This is a genomic window from Brenneria uluponensis (assembly GCF_032395385.1).
Taxonomy (GTDB): domain Bacteria; phylum Pseudomonadota; class Gammaproteobacteria; order Enterobacterales; family Enterobacteriaceae; genus Prodigiosinella; species Prodigiosinella aquatilis.
Genome location: NZ_CP135917.1, coordinates 1077838 through 1095009, shown reverse-complemented (window position 1 = coordinate 1095009; position 17172 = coordinate 1077838). Strand labels below are relative to the sequence as shown.

Below are 17172 nucleotides of genomic sequence, written 5' to 3'. Positions count from 1 at the left end.
TTAATATAATCTTATAGAAATTAACTATTTTGAAGCATTAAGGAATTAAGAACATGAGTGATAGCATGGGAAAACTGACAGCATTTTTGGACAAGTATTTTGTTCCATATGCTGCAAAAGTCGGAAATCAAAGGCATTTACAATCTATTAGAGATGGATTAATAATGACGATGCCACTGATTATTATTGGCTCTTTATTTATAATTATTAGCAGTCTGCCAGTCCCAGGCTATGCAGATTTCATGGCCGGAATATTTGGTGATAAATGGAAAGCGGCTTTATCTTATCCGGTGCAAGCAAGTTTCGGTTTGATAGCACTTTTTGTCAGTATCGGAGTTGCCTACAGATTAGCCGAAAAATATTCACTCGATGCGATAACAGCAGCAATCGTTTCTGTAACATCATTCATGATAGTATCTCCCTACAACATACCTGTTTTCATAAAAGGATTAGATAAAACCATCGATGTTACGGGGATAAACCTGAACTATGTGGGCGCAAAAGGCATGTTTGTTTCTATCATAATGGCTATTATTACGGTAGAAGTAATGAGGTTTTTTGTTAGGAAGGGAATCGTTATAAAAATGCCTGACAGTGTACCACCTGCCGTTGCAAAGTCTTTTTCAGCACTAATCCCTGCCTTATTTATAATGATCATTTCTCTAGTTTTAAGGATGTTAATTGAAAATACAAGCTATGGGGATATTCATAATTTAATTCAGACTTTGGTTTCTAAACCTTTAATACATGCTGGCGGTTCTTATTGGGGGGCAATGCTAACAACGTTGTTTATCACATTGCTTTGGGCAGTTGGTTTACATGGTTCAACTATTGTTCAAGCCGTAATGATGCCTATTTGGCTAACACTTATGGACCAAAATAGAATTGCGTTTGAAGCTGGAAAGGAATTACCAAACGTTGTTACATTTGATTTCTTCTATTTTTCCGCAAAAATGGGAGGGGCTGGTTCAACCCTGATGTTAGTATTCTTCATGGCATTTTTAGCTAAATCAAGGCACCTAAAAGAGATCGGTAAATTATCAATTGTTCCTGGTATTTTCAATATAAACGAACCTGTTATTTTTGGTGTTCCAATTGTATTAAATCCTATATTATTAGTACCTTTCATTATAGGTCCACTTGTAGCGACAACAACTTCTTATTTTGCAATGGCAACTGATATAGTTCCTAAGCTAACAGGAGTAACATTACCTTGGACCACACCCATTGGTATATATGGTTTTTTAGCAACCAATGGTAGTTTTTCAGCAGTTATATTGACAGCTGTAAATTTAATAATCATTGGTGCTATTTATTACCCATTCTTCAAAATATTTGACGAGCAGAAATATAAAGAAGAGATGAGCTAAGATAGAGAGTATTTAATGAAAATGACTTGTGATTAGCATAGGTTAAAAACAAATGATCATGCCTGCCATCGAGGAAATGAAATGAAAAAAATATTACTTTGCTGTGTAGCTGGGATGTCAACCAGTTTACTAGTTTCAAAAATGAAAAAAGTAGCAGAAGACACTAACTTAGAATGTGAAATATCAGCGGTATCAATTGAACAGCTGAGATCAAATTTAGAAGGCACTAACGTGGTTTTATTAGGCCCTCAGATTAAATATAAGCTACCAGAAGTTAAAGAAATATGCGATAAGGAAAATATCCCCTGCGACGTAATAAACATGATTGACTATGGCTCGATGAATGGTAAGAAAGTACTAGATTTCAGTATTAAATTAATGGAACAAAACTGAATAGGATAAGTTAATGAAGATTACAGACATAGAGATATTTTGCGCCGACTTTGATACATCGTCACCTAATCAGCCTATTTTCATTAAAATTAATACAGATGAAGGAATCAGCGGTTTTGGTGAAGCTGGAGTTGCCTATGGGAATGCTAAACTGGGTGCAATTGGGCAACTTCAGGATTTTTCAAAATTAATCTTAGGAGAAAACCCCTTCTGCATAGAAAAAATCTGGGATCGCCTCTATAGAGATACATTTTGGGGACAAGGTGGCGGAACAGTAATTTTTTCAGCTATAAGTGCAATAGATATAGCACTATGGGATATCAAGGGGAAAGCTCTAAATACGCCAGTTTATGAACTATTAGGCGGAAAAACACGCGATAAGGTTAGAGCATATGCTAGTCAGATTCAATTCGGTTGGGATGCAAAAGAAACACCATTAGGTGGAGTAGATAAAATTGCAGAAGCCGCGAAAAAGGCAGTTAACGAAGGCTATACCTCTATTAAAGTAGATCCATTACAACGTGATGAAAATGGAGATAAAAATCGTAGAAATGATGGTTTATTGACACATAAGAAATTAAAATTATGCCGTGATAGATTATTCGCCATTAGAGAAGCAGTTGGGGATGATGTTGATATTATTTTGGAGCTTCATGCTAAAACTGATATTAATTCGGCCCTTCAGATCAGTAAGCTAGTAGGTGATTTAAACATCTATTATATGGAAGAGGCTTGTGGTTCGTTAAATCCTCAATTAGTTAAAAATTTAAGAGATCAAGTCAATATTCCTTTAGCTGCTGGCGAACGTATTTTTACAAGATATGGTTTTAAACCATTTTTAGAAACTCGTGCGTTAGATATAATCCAACCTGATATAGCAACTTGTGGCGGAATATCCGAAGGTAAAAAAATATGTGACATGGCTAGAATATATGATGTTTTAGTCCAACCACATGTATGTGGAGGTCCTATTTCTGCTGCTGCCGCTTTACAAATAGAAGCCGTAATTCCTAATTTCTGTATTCATGAGCATCATGTAGGTAACTTAAGCCGTTTTACCAGGGACCTTGGTACTTATGACATTCAGCCTATTGATGGTTATATCACTGTACCAGATGGTCCTGGGATAGGTATGGAGATTACGAAAGAAACTATGGATAAGTGCAAAATTATTAAGGTCCAATAGGACACATTTTTACTCGAGAGAGTTACAACACGCATTGTAGCTTGCTCGAGATATTTTAATAAATTATTAATAACTAAGGCGGCGGTTAAATGCTTCTGGGTCACAATGGGCTTTAAATTATCAGTTAAAGATGGACAATTAGCACTAGCCAAAACGCCTGGCAAAAAACGTTCTCGTTGCAAGTGCTGATAATTTAATTGAGTACCATTGTGTGAAAGATTTTAATCATATGATAGCGCTGCTTTTAAATTCAATCTAATTTTGGGAGGTATATATGGATCTTAATGATGTAAGTACAAATCTAGAGTCAACTATCATGGAATTAATCATTAATGCTGGAGAGTCAAAAAACTTAGCCATGCAGGCATTAGCTTGTGCAAAAAAAGGGGAATGGGATAATATAGAAAAACTTTTAGAGCAATCTAGCGAAGCTGCTAAGCGAGCACACAAAGTTCAAACCGAGTTTATTGGTATGGACGAAGGTGTCGGCAAGGTACCGATCACTTTAATTATGGTACATGCACAAGATCATATTATGACAGCTATGTTAGCACGTGAACTGATAGAAGAATTGATTCACATCCATCGACAGCTACAATCTTAATGGCATATTTCAGCCCATCCTGAGTATCTGTTCGTTCGCATTTAAATGAAGCCTACTATAGCTCTCTATTAATTAACTGGGCTGTGTCCCTCAGTTGCCTTGCCTCGCGGTAGTGGACACAGTTTTAATCAAAATTTCTGGTTTTACTCCAAATTGCAAATTGATGGATACCTGAGAGTGGATAATCTTCCCTGGAACGGGAAAAACCGTGCATCTGGTTGAACCTAAAAAGGGATGGGCAAACATTCTGAAAAAAGCCAGTATGCGCAGGCTGATTGATTTTCTGGCAGAGAAAAATATCATCCCGGCTACAGAACGATTCTCACTACGGCAGCAGCTTGCACTTTCCCCAGATACCACCACGGCCAAACTGATGGAGCACGCAGCCAGTAAGCACCTCCCCCTCTGCATATGATATAACTGATCGAATACACGACCTGCGCCGGACACTGGGAAGCTGGTAAGCTAAAATCGGGGCATCTTTGACAGTCATTGGTTATCGCAAGAGCACTGTCCCCAGATGAAAATCTGTGGGGCGAAATAAGAATGATAACTATCGGACTTAAATGCCCAAAATCAGCGCCAGAACATATCGTAAAAACCCGGACTACTTGTTTTCTGCAACAAGCCGTTCGGTTATTAAAAACCACACTCCTGCAACCATCCTCACTATCTTGTAATAATGTCAATAACTGTAGAAAAACTGACGCAGGCAAAGAAGAAAATATGCCAGACTCACTAGCTATACCAATAAAAAATCAACAGGATTATCAAACCGGCGAAAAGAATAACAGAACTACCGATGTACCAATCATGTCCAGAATACAATGAATGCATAAGCCAAATAGACTTATGCATCTTTTCTGTAATCAATAACTCGAACAATACACTGAGGTGCCAAATTGGTTGCAACGAGTTTGTACAGGCTTATTCTGTTGCATGATTTGCCCTGCTGCCATCATTCTTGCCGCCGCTCCGGTATCGCGGTAGATATTGACCGCACCATATTGGACAACGATGCCATTATTTAATAACACCTGATAGTCAGCCTTATCCCATGACCAATCAGACATAAATCGATTGACATAGGTCAACAGTTCCGTTGTTCCTTGCGTTTGTACTCCATCTGGTCGCCCCAGTCTGTCAATAACGTCTGCAGTGTAGACAGCCATACGCCGCCAGTGCCTATGTAGCCCAACTACGCTTGCCTGTCGAAAGCAGCTATATCCGTTCGCCTTGCCAGCACCAGCCATAACTACCCTGCTCTTTCAGTAAGTCGTGATAGTGTATCTATCGGGCATCACAGTCATAGAAGATGTTGAGTTTGGCTAAGTTCTTCAACCGCAGATACATCAAAAAACCACACCTTCATCACCGGATAAACGGGGCAGCATTCAGCTTCACACACTGCGATTGACATAATTCTGAGGGGAATGTCGAGATAATCCATTGATAGTCAAACGACTGATAACCGTGAAGTAGTCAAGTTTGGTCAAGTGATTCAGCACGTTATTCGATGGCATCGATTACCTATAGCCACACTATTGCCCGTAGCCGAACGTGTTATGAGTTGAATTAAATGAGGCAAGTTTGCCATTTCCAAATACGTAGCATTCGCTACCTATGACGATTCTCACATCAATATTATTAATATATATTTAGAGTGATAATCAATTCTGTTGCAGATGGTTCAGTATAAAGCACCAATACTCCATGGAGGGCTAATGAGTAGTACCCAAAAACCACCTCATGAACGATTGGCATTTCTTGAAATGCTGGCTTTTTGGATGGGGGAAGTCCGGAATAAAGACCTTGAAAACCAGTTCAACATAACCCGGCAACAGGCGTATAAAGACTTTGTTCAGTATCAAGATTTGCACCCTAATTATCTCATCAAGTTAGATAAGGCATGTTACGTTTTTGCTGATGGAAAACAGCCACAATATTTCCATGGTGGGTTAGATGATTTTCTTGTCTGGCTTGAAACCGGCTATTTTGTACTGGCTCACCCTTTACCCAATGCCTGCGCAACCCGACTGAAATTACCTGAACGCAGAATATCTCGCCAGATAATCGCCACATTAGTAAAAGCTATTCGTCAACAATTGCGGATAGAAGTGAACTATGTCTCGCTGTCTAACCCGGAAAATGAAGGGCGAATCTTTAGTCCACACAGCATCGTCAAAGCGGGGAGTCGCTTCCATGTCCGTGGGTATTGTGAGAAATCGCAAGGGTTCCGAGACTTTGTTTTAAGTCGATTCCGAGATAATGCAGAAATCGAAGGCGTATCGCCCCACTCCATCGTTCAGGATGAAGCCTGGCAGACCTATGTTACGTTAGTTTTATCGCCCGATTCACGGTTAAGCCCAGCCCAGCGAGACGTTCTGGCTAATGATTACCAGATGGAAAATAACCAGCTCCGCATCAAAACCCGTGCAGCGCTTGCTGATTACCTACTGAAGGAAATGCAGGTCAACACCAAATATCTCGACGGAAAGCCAGAGGCACAACAACTGGTGCTGGTAAACAGAGATGACATAAAACAATGGCTTTTTAACAGTTGGTGAGTGCGTAAATACTGAGTGGGTAATCCCAGTTAACCTGAAAATTCATACAGTATTGTGAGGCATTTTTATTAGTCGCAATCTCTCCCCCCAGAGACGGGTTTTATTTGGCTGTGCCCTATGGAATCTATTTAACGTCAGTTGGTAAACGGCTTTGAACAAGGATAATTTATAGTGATACGCCTAACGAAAATACCTCTGCAAACTGATAATACAGCCCAAGCTATTCACTTCGAGAATTGTCCGGCTAAATCGTGGAAACAGAATGATGGAACTGTAGTTCAAGGCCATTCCGTACTAAACCACTGCCAGATAGTCGGGGAAATAGCTCGCTATCTGATATCTCGCTTCCCTGAATCAATGCGAAATCATTTGTTCCCGCCTGGGAGTGAAATGGCAGCAGGCAGCCATGATATTGGTAAGGTCAGCCCGACATTCGTGGCAAAAATCCTGTCTGCCTGTGGTATCGACTACAAGACAATACCAGAGTTGGCCGGGGTCAATCCTGAGCTTGAGAAACAGTGGGGCGGCCATGCTGGTGTCAGCCAAGCCACCGCAGAAGAGATTGGTGTCCCGAAATACGTCGCCGAAATCCTTGGTCAACACCATGGTTTTAACCCGATGGTTGACGATAAACCCGGTAATGCGGATGCCTTTGGCGGATTTCGCTGGTTTGACGAACGTAAAAAGCTGGTAGCTGCGCTGAAAAAATGTTTGCAAACTGACTGGCCGACATTTGATTCAGCGGCTCAGGCCCGCATCGTTGCAGGCTTAACATCAGTCGCCGACTGGATTGGTTCAGGCGAATTTTTTGAAAACCCCAACGAAGACTGGCGACCAAACATCATCAATGCCTTGAATAATGCGGGTTTTATTACACCAGTTATTCGCAAAGGGTTATCTTTTACTGAGGTATTTGATCCCCTCCATCATGCGATGCAACTGCGTAAACCACAGTCTTTGTTTATTGAACAGGTATCAGGGCCAGGAGTCTATATTCTCGAAGCCCAGATGGGGATGGGGAAAACCGAGGCAGCGTTATATGCGGCTTATCAGTTGCTGGTACAGGAAAAAGCGACAGGCATTTATTTTGCGCTGCCCACACAACTGACTTCCAACAAGATTTATGACCGCTTCAATACTTTTCTGGAGCAAATCGTTAGCGCCCAAACACCTAAACGCGGTTTGTTGCTCCATTCCAGGGCATGGTTAAATGATACTGAAATGGGTGAAGAAGGCTGTCCCGGAGGCTCATGGTTCAATCAGAGCAAACGCGGATTATTGGCTCCATTTGCCGTCGGTACTATTGATCAGGCGTTAATGGCCGTCATGAACGTCAAACACGGTTTTGTCCGAGCTTTTGGTCTGGCAGGCAAGGTCGTTATTCTGGATGAAGTACACAGCTACGATCTCTATACCGGCACAATTCTTAACGAACTCGTGGCGTTTCTGCGTCAGATAGATTGCACCGTGATTATTCTCAGCGCGACACTGAGCCAAGCCCGGCGTGCAGCACTGTTACAGCAGACAGCAACCAGTACAGCCTACCCACTGATTACGGCAGTACCGGCCACAATGGAAAAAAATGCGCCGCTTGAAGTGGGTGTACCCACTGTAGATAGTGACCCTGTTACACTTCAATTATGCCATGAGAGTGAACCAGCATTGGAAGAAGCACTTCGGCGGGCAGCTCAGGGCCAGCAGGTCTTATGGATAGAAAACACCGTTGCTGAAGCCCAACAACGGTATCTTGATATCGCCAGCCGTGCGACAGAAGCTGGATGTGAAACCGGCCTGTTACATTCGCGTTTTACCCCCCAACACCGAACTATCAACGAAGATCGTTGGGTAACGCTCTATGGTCGAGCTGGGTGGCCGCAACGTGCAAACTGCGGGCGCATTCTGGTGGGCACACAGGTTTTGGAACAGTCGCTCGACATTGACGCTGATTTTCTTGTCACCCGCTTTGCCCCCACCGATATGTTGCTACAGCGTCTTGGTCGCCTCTGGCGACATACAGACACGCCACGCCATGCGAGCGCCAGACCGGAATGCTGGTTATTAGCCCCAGCACTTGAGCACGCTTTGGCACTCCCCCACGCTGCCTTTGGCAAAAGCGCCATGGTGTACTCGCCCTATGTGTTGTGCCGCAGCCTTGAAGTCTGGAAAGACATAAACTCAATCCGGCTACCATCAGGCATTCGTCCTTTAATCGACCAAACCTATGCCGAACGGAGTGAAACCGGGCAGTGGGCCGGTCTGTTGCACGAGCTGAAGAATGGCAGCCGATTCCGTACCGGCGAGCAAGCCCAACAAGCCCTGGCCAAACTGACGTTGTCTAAAGGTGGCAAAACCTTGCCTGAGCACAAAGCGGAAACCCGCTATAGCGATCAAGATACTCACGATCTGCTGCTGTTGCGCAGCCTGCGCTCACAGGATGGCACGACCACTATCCGTTTACTGGATGGCACTGAATTAACCCTACCTCATAGCCGCCATCGCCTGACCAAAGCGGAGTGGCGCAAGCTAGCTGTCGCGCTTAACCAGCAACTGGTGCGAGTCAACCCAGCCTATTGCCCGCCTAAAACCGCTAAACACGAACTGGAAAAACTTCATCTTAACGAGGTGTTTTATCTTGGCCGACCAGAAGACGACGAAGCACTACTGCGTGTTGCTATCGTCAGCCATGTTGGGGAATTACTGACGCTGGACGGGCACCCGGCTGGTGATAAATATATTCTTGAATACCGCGAAGACCTTGGCTTGCGGGCCATTTCCAATAAGGAATAAACGATGGAAAACCGCTTTAACTTGATTGATGAACCCTGGATATCCGTCGCGGATATCGGTCAAGTCAGTCTGAAAGAGATTTTCAGCAATCCGCAATTACGCGCTTTGGGTGGTAATCCCGTACAAAAAATTGCGCTCACGAAATTGCTCTTAGCTATCGCACAGTCGGCTTCTACCCCGTGTGATGATAACGATTGGAGACAAACCGGCTGGCAAGGTATGGCGGAGAACTGCCTGAGTTATCTTGAAAAGTGGCATGATCGGTTTTATCTGTATGGCGAGAAGCCTTTTTTGCAGATGCCTGCTATTCAGGCTGCTGAAGTCAAGTCGCTGGGCGTATTGTCGCCAGAGATCAGCACCGGCAATACAACTGTATTAACCGAAACCCAGCAAGAGCAGAGTTCCTATGATGCCGATAAAGCCATTACTGTTATCGTTCAAATGGGGTTTGGACTTAGTGGGAAGAAAACCGACAACTCAGTCGTATTAACTGCAGGTTATCAGGGTAAACAAAATGACAAAGGGAAACCAGCCAGCGGTAAGGCCGGTATTGCAGTTGGACACATGGGACTATTGCATTCCTTCTGGCTGGGTGACTCTATTGTTCATAGTGTTTGGTTAAACCTATTCACCACGGAAGATATTGCTGAATTAGTGATGTATCCAACACTGGGCGTTGCACCCTGGGAACAAATGCCTGCGGGTGAAGATGATGACATTGCCCAAGCGTTAAAAACATCACTTATTGGCCGACTGATCCCGATGGGTAAATTTTGCCTTCTGGCCGATAATGGCATTCACTACTCCGATGGTATTGTCCATGCGGGTTATCTGGAAGGGAAGGCAGACCCGACAGCCTCAGTGGATTTCGCACAGAAAAAGCCAAAAGCTTTATGGGTAAACCCAAGCAAGCGCCCCTGGCGAGAATTAACCTCTCTATTGCAGTTTATCGAGCAAGGCAAAGTGGGTGGTTTTGACACACCACAACTAAAACGGACATTGAAACGTGTATCCCGCAGTGCTGAACAATTTGCTCTCTGGTCAGGCGGCTTGCGCGTCAGCAGTAATGCCGGGGAACAATATGCATCGGGTACTGACGACTACGTGCAGTCTGAAATATGGTTATCATCCCATCTGCTTGGTAGCGTGTTTCTGGAATATCTAAAGCATGAAATGAGTCAACTCGAAGCTATCCAGAAACAGCTTTGGGGAGCCGTTGTTCGTTATTTCCGCCAGTTATCGGATATCGACAAGTCCGGTACCGGCAAAGCGCAACCCTTTGTTTCGAATCAGGCAGAAAAAGCAACAAGCACCTTCTGGCAACTCTGCGAACGCCGAGCTCAGGTTTTGATCAACGCCTGTGACTCAACCGACGAAGCCAAACGACAGCGTATTCAACTTCACAAAACCTTCACAGCTTACGCTATCCAGGTATTTGACCAGATGTGCCAAAACGATAGTGCCCGCCAGATGGACGCCTGGGCTCAGTCGCGTCCCAATTTTTCCAAATATCTAAAAGCCGATTAAGGAGAGAATCTGTATGGTTCAGCATCCTACAGACACGACCACCCCAGCCAGTGAAAAAGTATCCCGAGCCGAGCGATTCGTCAGCTACGTGATTGATCGTATCAATAAGGACAATGGCTTTGCTGCCCGGCTCAAACGGGCAGATAACCCGGCAACCGAATACCAAAGCTGGGAATTACTGGCAAACTTTGGTGTTGACCTCGAAAAAGAGTGGGAGCGCCAGCCCTATTGCACCGTGGGTGCCGCACTGGCAAAAGCCAAACCCACCGCCAATGGCAGGCTCCCTTTGGGGGCCGCGATTGCTGCCTGTTTTGCCGAGAAAAATCAGTCTGATCAGGCCAAAGCCCGCCTGCGTCGCCTGTTGGCCTGTACCAGTACGACAGAATCTTGTCGCATTTTGCGGCCATTGCTGACGCTGATGGCAAGTCGTGGTGTCACACCCGATTTCGCTCAATTGCTGGACCAGCTACTGGGGTACTCAGGTAACAGACAGGAACGAATTCGAGCCCGTTGGGCACAGGCGTTCTATCACCACACCGAAGAGGTGGATGAAACCACTACGGAGTGCTCGCATGACTGAGCTATTCGCCAGTGCCTTACACCTTGATCGTGCTGCCGTTAAAGCACTGAAAATGACCGATGCCTATTCGTTGCACCGGGTCGTGTACAGTCTGTTTTCTGATGAACGCACAGAAACCGAAAAACTCAGCCATATCCAGAGCGGTATTGTTTATGCCGATCAGGGCGGTGATTTTCAGCACCGCAAAGTGCTTATTGTTTCCGACCGAAGACCGACAACACACGTCGAGGGTCAATATGGAAATGTGCTCATTACCCCAATTTCTGATGCATTTTTGTCTCACTCCCGCTATCGCTTCAAAGTACAGGTCAATCCCGTACGCAAGGATAAACAGAGTGGTAAACGCGTTGCAGTCAAAGGCCGGGGTCATATCGCCGAATGGTTTTTACAACGAGCCGCCAACAGTTGGGGATTCGAGGTAGACCCTCAAACCCTACAGGTAGACGCTATTGAGGTACTGCAATTCCAAGACAAGGCTGGACGTCAGGTCACGCTTGGCAAAGCCCATATACAAGGGCAATTCACCGTGACCGACCCGCTGCAATTTCGCAACAGTTTCAAGAATGGTATTGGCAAAGGGCGCGCATTTGGCTGCGGCCTGTTGCAAATCGTGCCGATTATTGACAACCCATTTGCCTGACTTTTACTGCCTATTTTTCAAGGACAATTCCATGACTAACCACTTCAAAAATACCCGCATTGAATTCCATATCCTGCAATCTTTCCCGGTGACCTGTCTTAACCGTGATGATGTCGGTGCCCCAAAATCAGCCATGATCGGCGGTGTTCCACGTGCTCGCGTGTCGTCACAATGCTGGAAACGTCAAGTTCGCCTTGCTATGCCCGACTTTGGTATTCAACTGGGGGTTCGCAGCAAAAAGATAGCGGCCATGCTGACTAATGAGTGTCTGGCACTGGGTGCCAGCGAAGCGCAAGCGAACAGTTGTGGCGAGGCTATGGCCGCATTTTTTTCCGACGACACGTTGTTATTTCTGAGTGATGCTGAAACCAAAGCGTTTGCCACTTATGCACAGGAACTCGGTTTTGAAGCATCGAAGCTGAAAGACAAAGAACTGGTAAAAGTGTCCAAAAAGGTCGTGAACAAAACGCTTGATGCTCTGGATATTGCGCTGTTTGGACGGATGGTCGCCAAAGCACCGGATATGAATATCGAAGCAGCGGCGTCATTCGCACATGCTATCTCAACCCACAAGGTGACTAACGAAGTGGAGTTTTTCACGGCAGTGGATGATTGTAAGACAGAGGACGAAAGCGGTTCTGCTCACATGGGCAGCCTGGAGTACAACTCCGCCACCTACTACCGTTATGTGAGCCTTGACCTGGGACAACTGGAACAAACGTTAGGAGAGGACGCTGATCTTAACTCTGCTGTAGAAGCCTTTGTAAAGGCGCTGTATGTCGCGGTGCCAGACGCCCGTCAAACAACACAATCAGGTGCGTGCCCATGGGAATACGCCCGCGTACTGATACGCAAGGGACAACGACTGCAAGCCTCTTTTGAACAACCCGTTAAAAGTAAAGGTGAAGGCTTCCTGCTCCCAAGCAAAGACGAACTTAAATCCTGGCTCGACAAAAAAGAAAAGCTCTCAGGTTCACTGTTTGGCAAACAAGGGGATTATGAATGGGGCGAGAATCTTGATTACAGCATTGATCACCTGATCGCTGATCTGCAGTCCCACCTGTAAGAGGGATAGAGATGAGCCAATCTACCCAATATATGCTCCTGTGGCTAGAAGGGCCGTTGCAAGCCTGGGGGCACGACTCAAAGTTTGGGGTGCGTGACACACTGAACTTCCCAACTCGCTCAGGCATTCTTGGTCTGCTTTGTTGCGCCAGAGGGGCTGGCGGCCCTGAAATCGAATGGCTGGCGCAAATGAATAATATGAGTATGGAAGTACGGGCTTACGCCCGTGCTGATGATAAAGGCCAGCCATATCTACGTGAACCCACCTTGTGTGACTTCCAGATGGTCGGTAGTGGCTACGATGACAGTGACCCTTGGCAAAGTCTGCTGATACCTAAAACGTCCGATGGAAAAAAAGCAGTTGGTGGCGGCACTAAAATGACCTACCGCTACTACCTGCAAGATGCCGTCTTCGCGGTGGTATTGGAGGTGCCGCAGACACAAGCAGAATTGTTGTCTGACGCGTTGCAAAATCCGGTGTGGGACCTGTATCTGGGGCGAAAAAATTGTGTACCAACCGAACTGATTTATCAGGGTTTATTTGCGAATGCAGAGGATGCCTGGCAACAGGCCCAAACATTGGCAGAGAACAAGCAACGCTTACCCAGCTATGCCGTCATTGAGGGTGAGGGTGAAGGTGAAGGTGATATTATTACCTTGAATGATGTTCCGGTGCAGTTTGGTCAGCACAAGCGCTATCGGGACAGGCGTGTGACGCTGGTGGAGATAGCATGAATGGCTAAGGGAGAGCGGCTGTTTGTCAAAGTAACCCGTGAATCACTGCCCCAGGTAAAGGATAAATACCCTTTTTTATATCTGGAGCGTGGGCGCTTAGAGATAGATGACAGCAGTGTGAAATGGGTTGACTCAGATGCCAATGTCGTGCCCATTCCCGTTGCAACCATCAACACATTACTACTCGGCCCTGGCACCACAGTAACGCATGAAGCCGTTAAAACGGCGACTGCCGCCAACTGCGCTGTCTGTTGGGTAGGAGAAGATAGCCTGCTTTTTTATGCCGCTGGTTTTCTTCCTACCGCCGACACACGCAATCTGAAATTACAGATGGCCCTTGCCAGTGACAAAGAGTCTTCTCTTAAGATTGCCAGAGCGATGTTTGAGAAACGTTTTCCCGATGCTGAACTGGAGGGCAAAAGCTTAAATAGCATGATGGGAATGGAAGGCAATCGGGTTCGGGCGTTATATCAGCAAAAAGCGCAAGAGTATGGCGTAGGCTGGAAAGGACGCCAGTTTACACCGGGCAAGTTTCAACTGAGCGATCTTACCAACCAAGTGTTAACCGCCACCAATGCGGCACTTTACGGCATATTATGTTCGGCTGTCCATTCCATGGGATATTCTCCCCATATTGGATTTATTCATTCCGGTAGCCCATTACCGTTTGTGTACGATTTAGCCGATCTTTACAAGGAACCGTTGTGCATTGATCTGGCATTTTCTCTCTCACGAGAAATGGCTGGCCATTATGATAAACACAAAGTATCTGACGCATTCAGGAAGCGAGTTATTGCCATTGATTTGCTTAATCAAATCACCGCAGATGTTAATGAGTTGATGGGGGTTAAACATGCTCGTCGTACTCGCAAATGACCTACCACCTGCGGTTCGTGGGCGTATGAAACTCTGGTTCGTGGAGCCTCGCCCGAATGTGTTTGTCTCAGGTGTGAAAGACTCCGTGGCACAAACCGTGGTTGATTACTTGATGCAGTATTCACCAGCGGAGTCTGGTCTTATGCTGTTTCGAAGTATTCCACAACCGCCAGGTTACGAAATTCGTTACAAAGGCGAGGTAAGAAAGCCAATTACTCATATCAGTGGATTGCAACTGATTATAGAAACCCTGAAATCCCTGTAACCCACAGATATAGTGTTTCAATTATCGCTCTTTCACAATATATTGGTGTCTTCCCCACGAACGTGGGGGTGTTTCTTGTGTATGGCGCAAAAAATAAGCCTACAAACGGTCTTCCCCACGAACGTGGGGGTGTTTCTCTAAAACTGACACATATGTCAGTTTATGCATAGTCTTCCCCACGAACGTGGGGGTGTTTCTCATCGCGACACGACGAGATTGTGATTGAAACGGTCTTCCCCACGAACGTGGGGGTGTTTCTTCAGCCATATCTTTTCGAATTTTATCGGCGTCGTCTTCCCCACGAACGTGGGGGTGTTTCCGATATTGCACATGCTGATTGGATAGTTACATTGTCTTCCCCACGAACGTGGGGGTGTTTCTTTATCATTGCGTTCGAAGGAGCAACCTCATGAGTCTTCCCCACGAACGTGGGGGTGTTTCTATATGACTCATTACTCCACGGATATTCAATGTGTCTTCCCCACGAACGTGGGGGTGTTTCCAAGGACTGATTAATGACGATGATTACTACGAGGTCTTCCCCACGAACGTGGGGGTGTTTCTGCCAATCATGATGTACTTGATGCGTTATATCCGTCTTCCCCACGAACGTGGGGGTGTTTCTATCACCTGGTTATTATCGACGAGGGTTCGTTAGTCTTCCCCACGAACGTGGGGGTGTTTCTAATTGGGAAACGTTCACTGTTTCAGAACGTTTGTCTTCCCCACGAACGTGGGGGTGTTTCTTACTGCCGTTGCATAGCGGTCAGAAACATATTGTCTTCCCCACGAACGTGGGGGTGTTTCCGATATCAGTGAGGAAGACGCTAGGGCTGAGGGGTCTTCCCCACGAACGTGGGGGTGTTTCCATATTCGGACATTGATTCGGCATCCAATACCAGTCTTCCCCACGAACGTGGGGGTGTTTCCCCTACAACTTTGTGGCAGTGTCCTATACATCGGGTCTTCCCCACGAACGTGGGGGTGTTTCCGCGCCATTTCAGTATCCGGCTATGTACATCAGGTCTTCCCCACGAACGTGGGGGTGTTTCTGCATGGGAAGCGTTTCTTGACGTTCAATTCACGTCTTCCCCACGAACGTGGGGGTGTTTCTATCTGGATTATCTGACTAGTTTAAATTTACCAGTCTTCCCCACGAACGTGGGGGTGTTTCTGATGGTATTCCAATGCGTAATTGCCTTAATCCGTCTTCCCCACGAACGTGGGGGTGTTTCTTTGCCGGGCGCGGCATTCGAGATTAGTAGCAGGTCTTCCCCACGAACGTGGGGGTGTTTCCCGATACTATAACTATCGTTCGCGCACAAGAAGGTCTTCCCCACGAACGTGGGGGTGTTTCTATGTTAGTCCCCGCGTTATTCCCATACACTCAGTCTTCCCCACGAACGTGGGGGTGTTTCTCGTTTCGCTTGAAGTGACAGTTTGCGCGTATCGTCTTCCCCACGAACGTGGGGGTGTTTCTAGAAAAACCGGCCTCGCTCGTGATGATGATGAGTCTTCCCCACGAACGTGGGGGTGTTTCTTTATGTCCCTGATCGATTGCAACACGCCGCTCGTCTTCCCCACGAACGTGGGGGTGTTTCCGTGGCAGGAACCGTAACAATCACATTTACTGCGTCTTCCCCACGAACGTGGGGGTGTTTCTGTATTGAAAATGAATTGCGTGTGATCAGTATCGTCTTCCCCACGAACGTGGGGGTGTTTCTTGGGTACAACGCATAAGAGCGGCTGCCGAGGGGTCTTCCCCACGAACGTGGGGGTGTTTCCGGTATTATGCAAAAAGCCTCGGCATTAAAACGGTCTTCCCCACGAACGTGGGGGTGTTTCTGTGTAAATATTTCCGTCACGCTCTTTATGATCGTCTTCCCCACGAACGTGGGGGTGTTTCTCGTTCAATACAACTACCTATCCAACATTGGCAGTCTTCCCCACGAACGTGGGGGTGTTTCTGGATTCCCTTTCACCCCGATCAGGCAAATCTCGTCTTCCCCACGAACGTGGGGGTGTTTCTACAATGGATTAGAATGGTGGGATATTAATATTGTCTTCCCCACGAACGTGGGGGTGTTTCTCAGCCTCTTCTTTCAATCCGTCGACATATGCTGTCTTCCCCACGAACGTGGGGGTGTTTCTACCTTTTGTGTAACTGCATCTGTAATTTTTCCGTCTTCCCCACGAACGTGGGGGTGTTTCTAGTCAAATTTCAATCAATGAAATGATGAAATCGTCTTCCCCACGAACGTGGGGGTGTTTCTTTATAAACACGGCCATTTTTTACGTGAAGCAGGTCTTCCCCACGAACGTGGGGGTGTTTCCACCCGTGCATCGCCAGACACCCACGCAGTATCGTCTTCCCCACGAACGTGGGGGTGTTTCTCGCTTCGATACGCACAGCAAGCCAGGGTGATGGTCTTCCCCACGAACGTGGGGGTGTTTCTACGGTTTTGGTCAGATGGTGATTTATTTCCCAGTCTTCCCCACGAACGTGGGGGTGTTTCCATCTTTTACAGATCTCGCCACGCCAGGGAGGCGTCTTCCCCACGAACGTGGGGGTGTTTC

15 protein-coding genes and 1 CRISPR repeat array (1 of these 16 only partly in view) are annotated in these 17172 nt (G+C 46.2%); of the genes, 14 read left to right on the top strand and 1 reads right to left on the bottom strand.

Annotated elements, in window-relative coordinates; all coding sequences use genetic code 11:
- Positions 1 to 53 precede the first annotated feature (53 nt).
- The 5 genes from celB (at position 54) to RS889_RS05015 (ending at position 3968) form a co-directional block, all read left to right on the top strand.
- Positions 54 to 1370, top strand: coding sequence for a PTS cellobiose transporter subunit IIC (gene celB / locus RS889_RS05035; RefSeq protein ID WP_315709588.1), 1317 nt, complete (start codon positions 54 to 56; stop codon positions 1368 to 1370).
- Between the two features lie 81 nt (positions 1371 to 1451).
- Positions 1452 to 1763: a PTS sugar transporter subunit IIB gene (locus tag RS889_RS05030; RefSeq protein WP_315709587.1), complete on the top strand. Its 312-nt coding sequence runs from the start codon at positions 1452 to 1454 to the stop codon at positions 1761 to 1763.
- 13 nt (positions 1764 to 1776) lie between these two features.
- Positions 1777 to 2949, top strand: a complete 1173-nt coding sequence (locus tag RS889_RS05025; RefSeq protein ID WP_315709585.1) for a mandelate racemase/muconate lactonizing enzyme family protein — start codon at positions 1777 to 1779, stop codon at positions 2947 to 2949.
- A 274-nt stretch (positions 2950 to 3223) separates the two neighbouring features.
- Positions 3224 to 3553 (top strand): PTS lactose/cellobiose transporter subunit IIA, encoded by a 330-nt coding sequence (locus RS889_RS05020; protein WP_315709584.1) that lies wholly within the window; start codon positions 3224 to 3226, stop codon positions 3551 to 3553.
- A 208-nt stretch (positions 3554 to 3761) separates the two neighbouring features.
- Positions 3762 to 3968, top strand: coding sequence for a hypothetical protein (locus tag RS889_RS05015; RefSeq protein WP_315709582.1), 207 nt, complete (start codon positions 3762 to 3764; stop codon positions 3966 to 3968).
- Positions 3969 to 4422: 454 nt separating this feature from the next.
- On the opposite strand, the gene RS889_RS05010 is transcribed toward RS889_RS05015, so the two are convergent.
- Complete coding sequence (locus RS889_RS05010) at positions 4423 to 4725, bottom strand: hypothetical protein (protein WP_315709581.1); 303 nt, start codon at positions 4723 to 4725, stop codon at positions 4423 to 4425.
- 552 nt (positions 4726 to 5277) lie between these two features.
- On the opposite strand from RS889_RS05010, the gene RS889_RS05005 reads away from it, so the two are divergent.
- From RS889_RS05005 to cas2e, 9 genes are all read left to right on the top strand, one after another.
- A complete protein-coding gene (locus tag RS889_RS05005) occupies positions 5278 to 6120 on the top strand; it encodes a WYL domain-containing protein (protein ID WP_315709579.1) in 843 nt (280 codons plus the stop codon).
- A gap of 171 nt (positions 6121 to 6291) precedes the next feature.
- A complete protein-coding gene (gene cas3 / locus RS889_RS05000) occupies positions 6292 to 8907 on the top strand; it encodes a CRISPR-associated helicase Cas3' (RefSeq protein WP_315709578.1) in 2616 nt (871 codons plus the stop codon).
- 3 nt (positions 8908 to 8910) lie between these two features.
- A complete protein-coding gene (gene casA, locus RS889_RS04995; protein WP_315709577.1) occupies positions 8911 to 10434 on the top strand; it encodes a type I-E CRISPR-associated protein Cse1/CasA in 1524 nt (507 codons plus the stop codon).
- Between the two features lie 13 nt (positions 10435 to 10447).
- Complete coding sequence (gene casB / locus RS889_RS04990) at positions 10448 to 11014, top strand: type I-E CRISPR-associated protein Cse2/CasB (protein ID WP_315709576.1); 567 nt, start codon at positions 10448 to 10450, stop codon at positions 11012 to 11014.
- Positions 11007 to 11654 (top strand): type I-E CRISPR-associated protein Cas6/Cse3/CasE, encoded by a 648-nt coding sequence (cas6e, locus tag RS889_RS04985; protein WP_315709575.1) that lies wholly within the window; start codon positions 11007 to 11009, stop codon positions 11652 to 11654. The genes casB and cas6e overlap by 8 nt, the downstream gene beginning before the upstream one ends.
- A 31-nt stretch (positions 11655 to 11685) precedes the next feature.
- Positions 11686 to 12720, top strand: coding sequence for a type I-E CRISPR-associated protein Cas7/Cse4/CasC (gene cas7e, locus RS889_RS04980; RefSeq protein WP_315709574.1), 1035 nt, complete (start codon positions 11686 to 11688; stop codon positions 12718 to 12720).
- 11 nt (positions 12721 to 12731) lie between these two features.
- The gene (gene cas5e, locus RS889_RS04975; RefSeq protein WP_315709573.1) at positions 12732 to 13454 is read left to right on the top strand and encodes a type I-E CRISPR-associated protein Cas5/CasD; all 723 of its coding nucleotides are present in this window, start codon (positions 12732 to 12734) and stop codon (positions 13452 to 13454) included.
- A complete protein-coding gene (gene cas1e / locus RS889_RS04970; protein WP_315709572.1) occupies positions 13455 to 14330 on the top strand; it encodes a type I-E CRISPR-associated endonuclease Cas1e in 876 nt (291 codons plus the stop codon).
- Positions 14308 to 14595, top strand: a complete 288-nt coding sequence (cas2e, locus tag RS889_RS04965) for a type I-E CRISPR-associated endoribonuclease Cas2e (protein WP_071598776.1) — start codon at positions 14308 to 14310, stop codon at positions 14593 to 14595. Before cas1e ends, cas2e begins: the two co-directional genes overlap by 23 nt.
- Before the next feature lie 47 nt (positions 14596 to 14642).
- Positions 14643 to 17172: a CRISPR direct-repeat array (repeat unit 29 nt; unit sequence GTCTTCCCCACGAACGTGGGGGTGTTTCT); it runs 62 nt beyond the window's last position.

Coding starts and splice junctions, on each gene's coding strand:
- RS889_RS05005 (WP_315709579.1), top strand. CDS start 5,278: ATGAGTAGTACCCAAAAACCACCTCATGAACGATTGGCATTTCTTGAA.
- cas6e (WP_315709575.1), top strand. CDS start 11,007: ATGACTGAGCTATTCGCCAGTGCCTTACACCTTGATCGTGCTGCCGTT.
- cas1e (WP_315709572.1), top strand. CDS start 13,455: ATGGCTAAGGGAGAGCGGCTGTTTGTCAAAGTAACCCGTGAATCACTG.
- casB (WP_315709576.1), top strand. CDS start 10,448: ATGGTTCAGCATCCTACAGACACGACCACCCCAGCCAGTGAAAAAGTA.
- RS889_RS05010 (WP_315709581.1), bottom strand. CDS start 4,725: ATGGCTGTCTACACTGCAGACGTTATTGACAGACTGGGGCGACCAGAT.
- RS889_RS05030 (WP_315709587.1), top strand. CDS start 1,452: ATGAAAAAAATATTACTTTGCTGTGTAGCTGGGATGTCAACCAGTTTA.
- casA (WP_315709577.1), top strand. CDS start 8,911: ATGGAAAACCGCTTTAACTTGATTGATGAACCCTGGATATCCGTCGCG.
- celB (WP_315709588.1), top strand. CDS start 54: ATGAGTGATAGCATGGGAAAACTGACAGCATTTTTGGACAAGTATTTT.
- cas7e (WP_315709574.1), top strand. CDS start 11,686: ATGACTAACCACTTCAAAAATACCCGCATTGAATTCCATATCCTGCAA.
- cas5e (WP_315709573.1), top strand. CDS start 12,732: ATGAGCCAATCTACCCAATATATGCTCCTGTGGCTAGAAGGGCCGTTG.
- RS889_RS05025 (WP_315709585.1), top strand. CDS start 1,777: ATGAAGATTACAGACATAGAGATATTTTGCGCCGACTTTGATACATCG.
- cas2e (WP_071598776.1), top strand. CDS start 14,308: ATGCTCGTCGTACTCGCAAATGACCTACCACCTGCGGTTCGTGGGCGT.
- RS889_RS05020 (WP_315709584.1), top strand. CDS start 3,224: ATGGATCTTAATGATGTAAGTACAAATCTAGAGTCAACTATCATGGAA.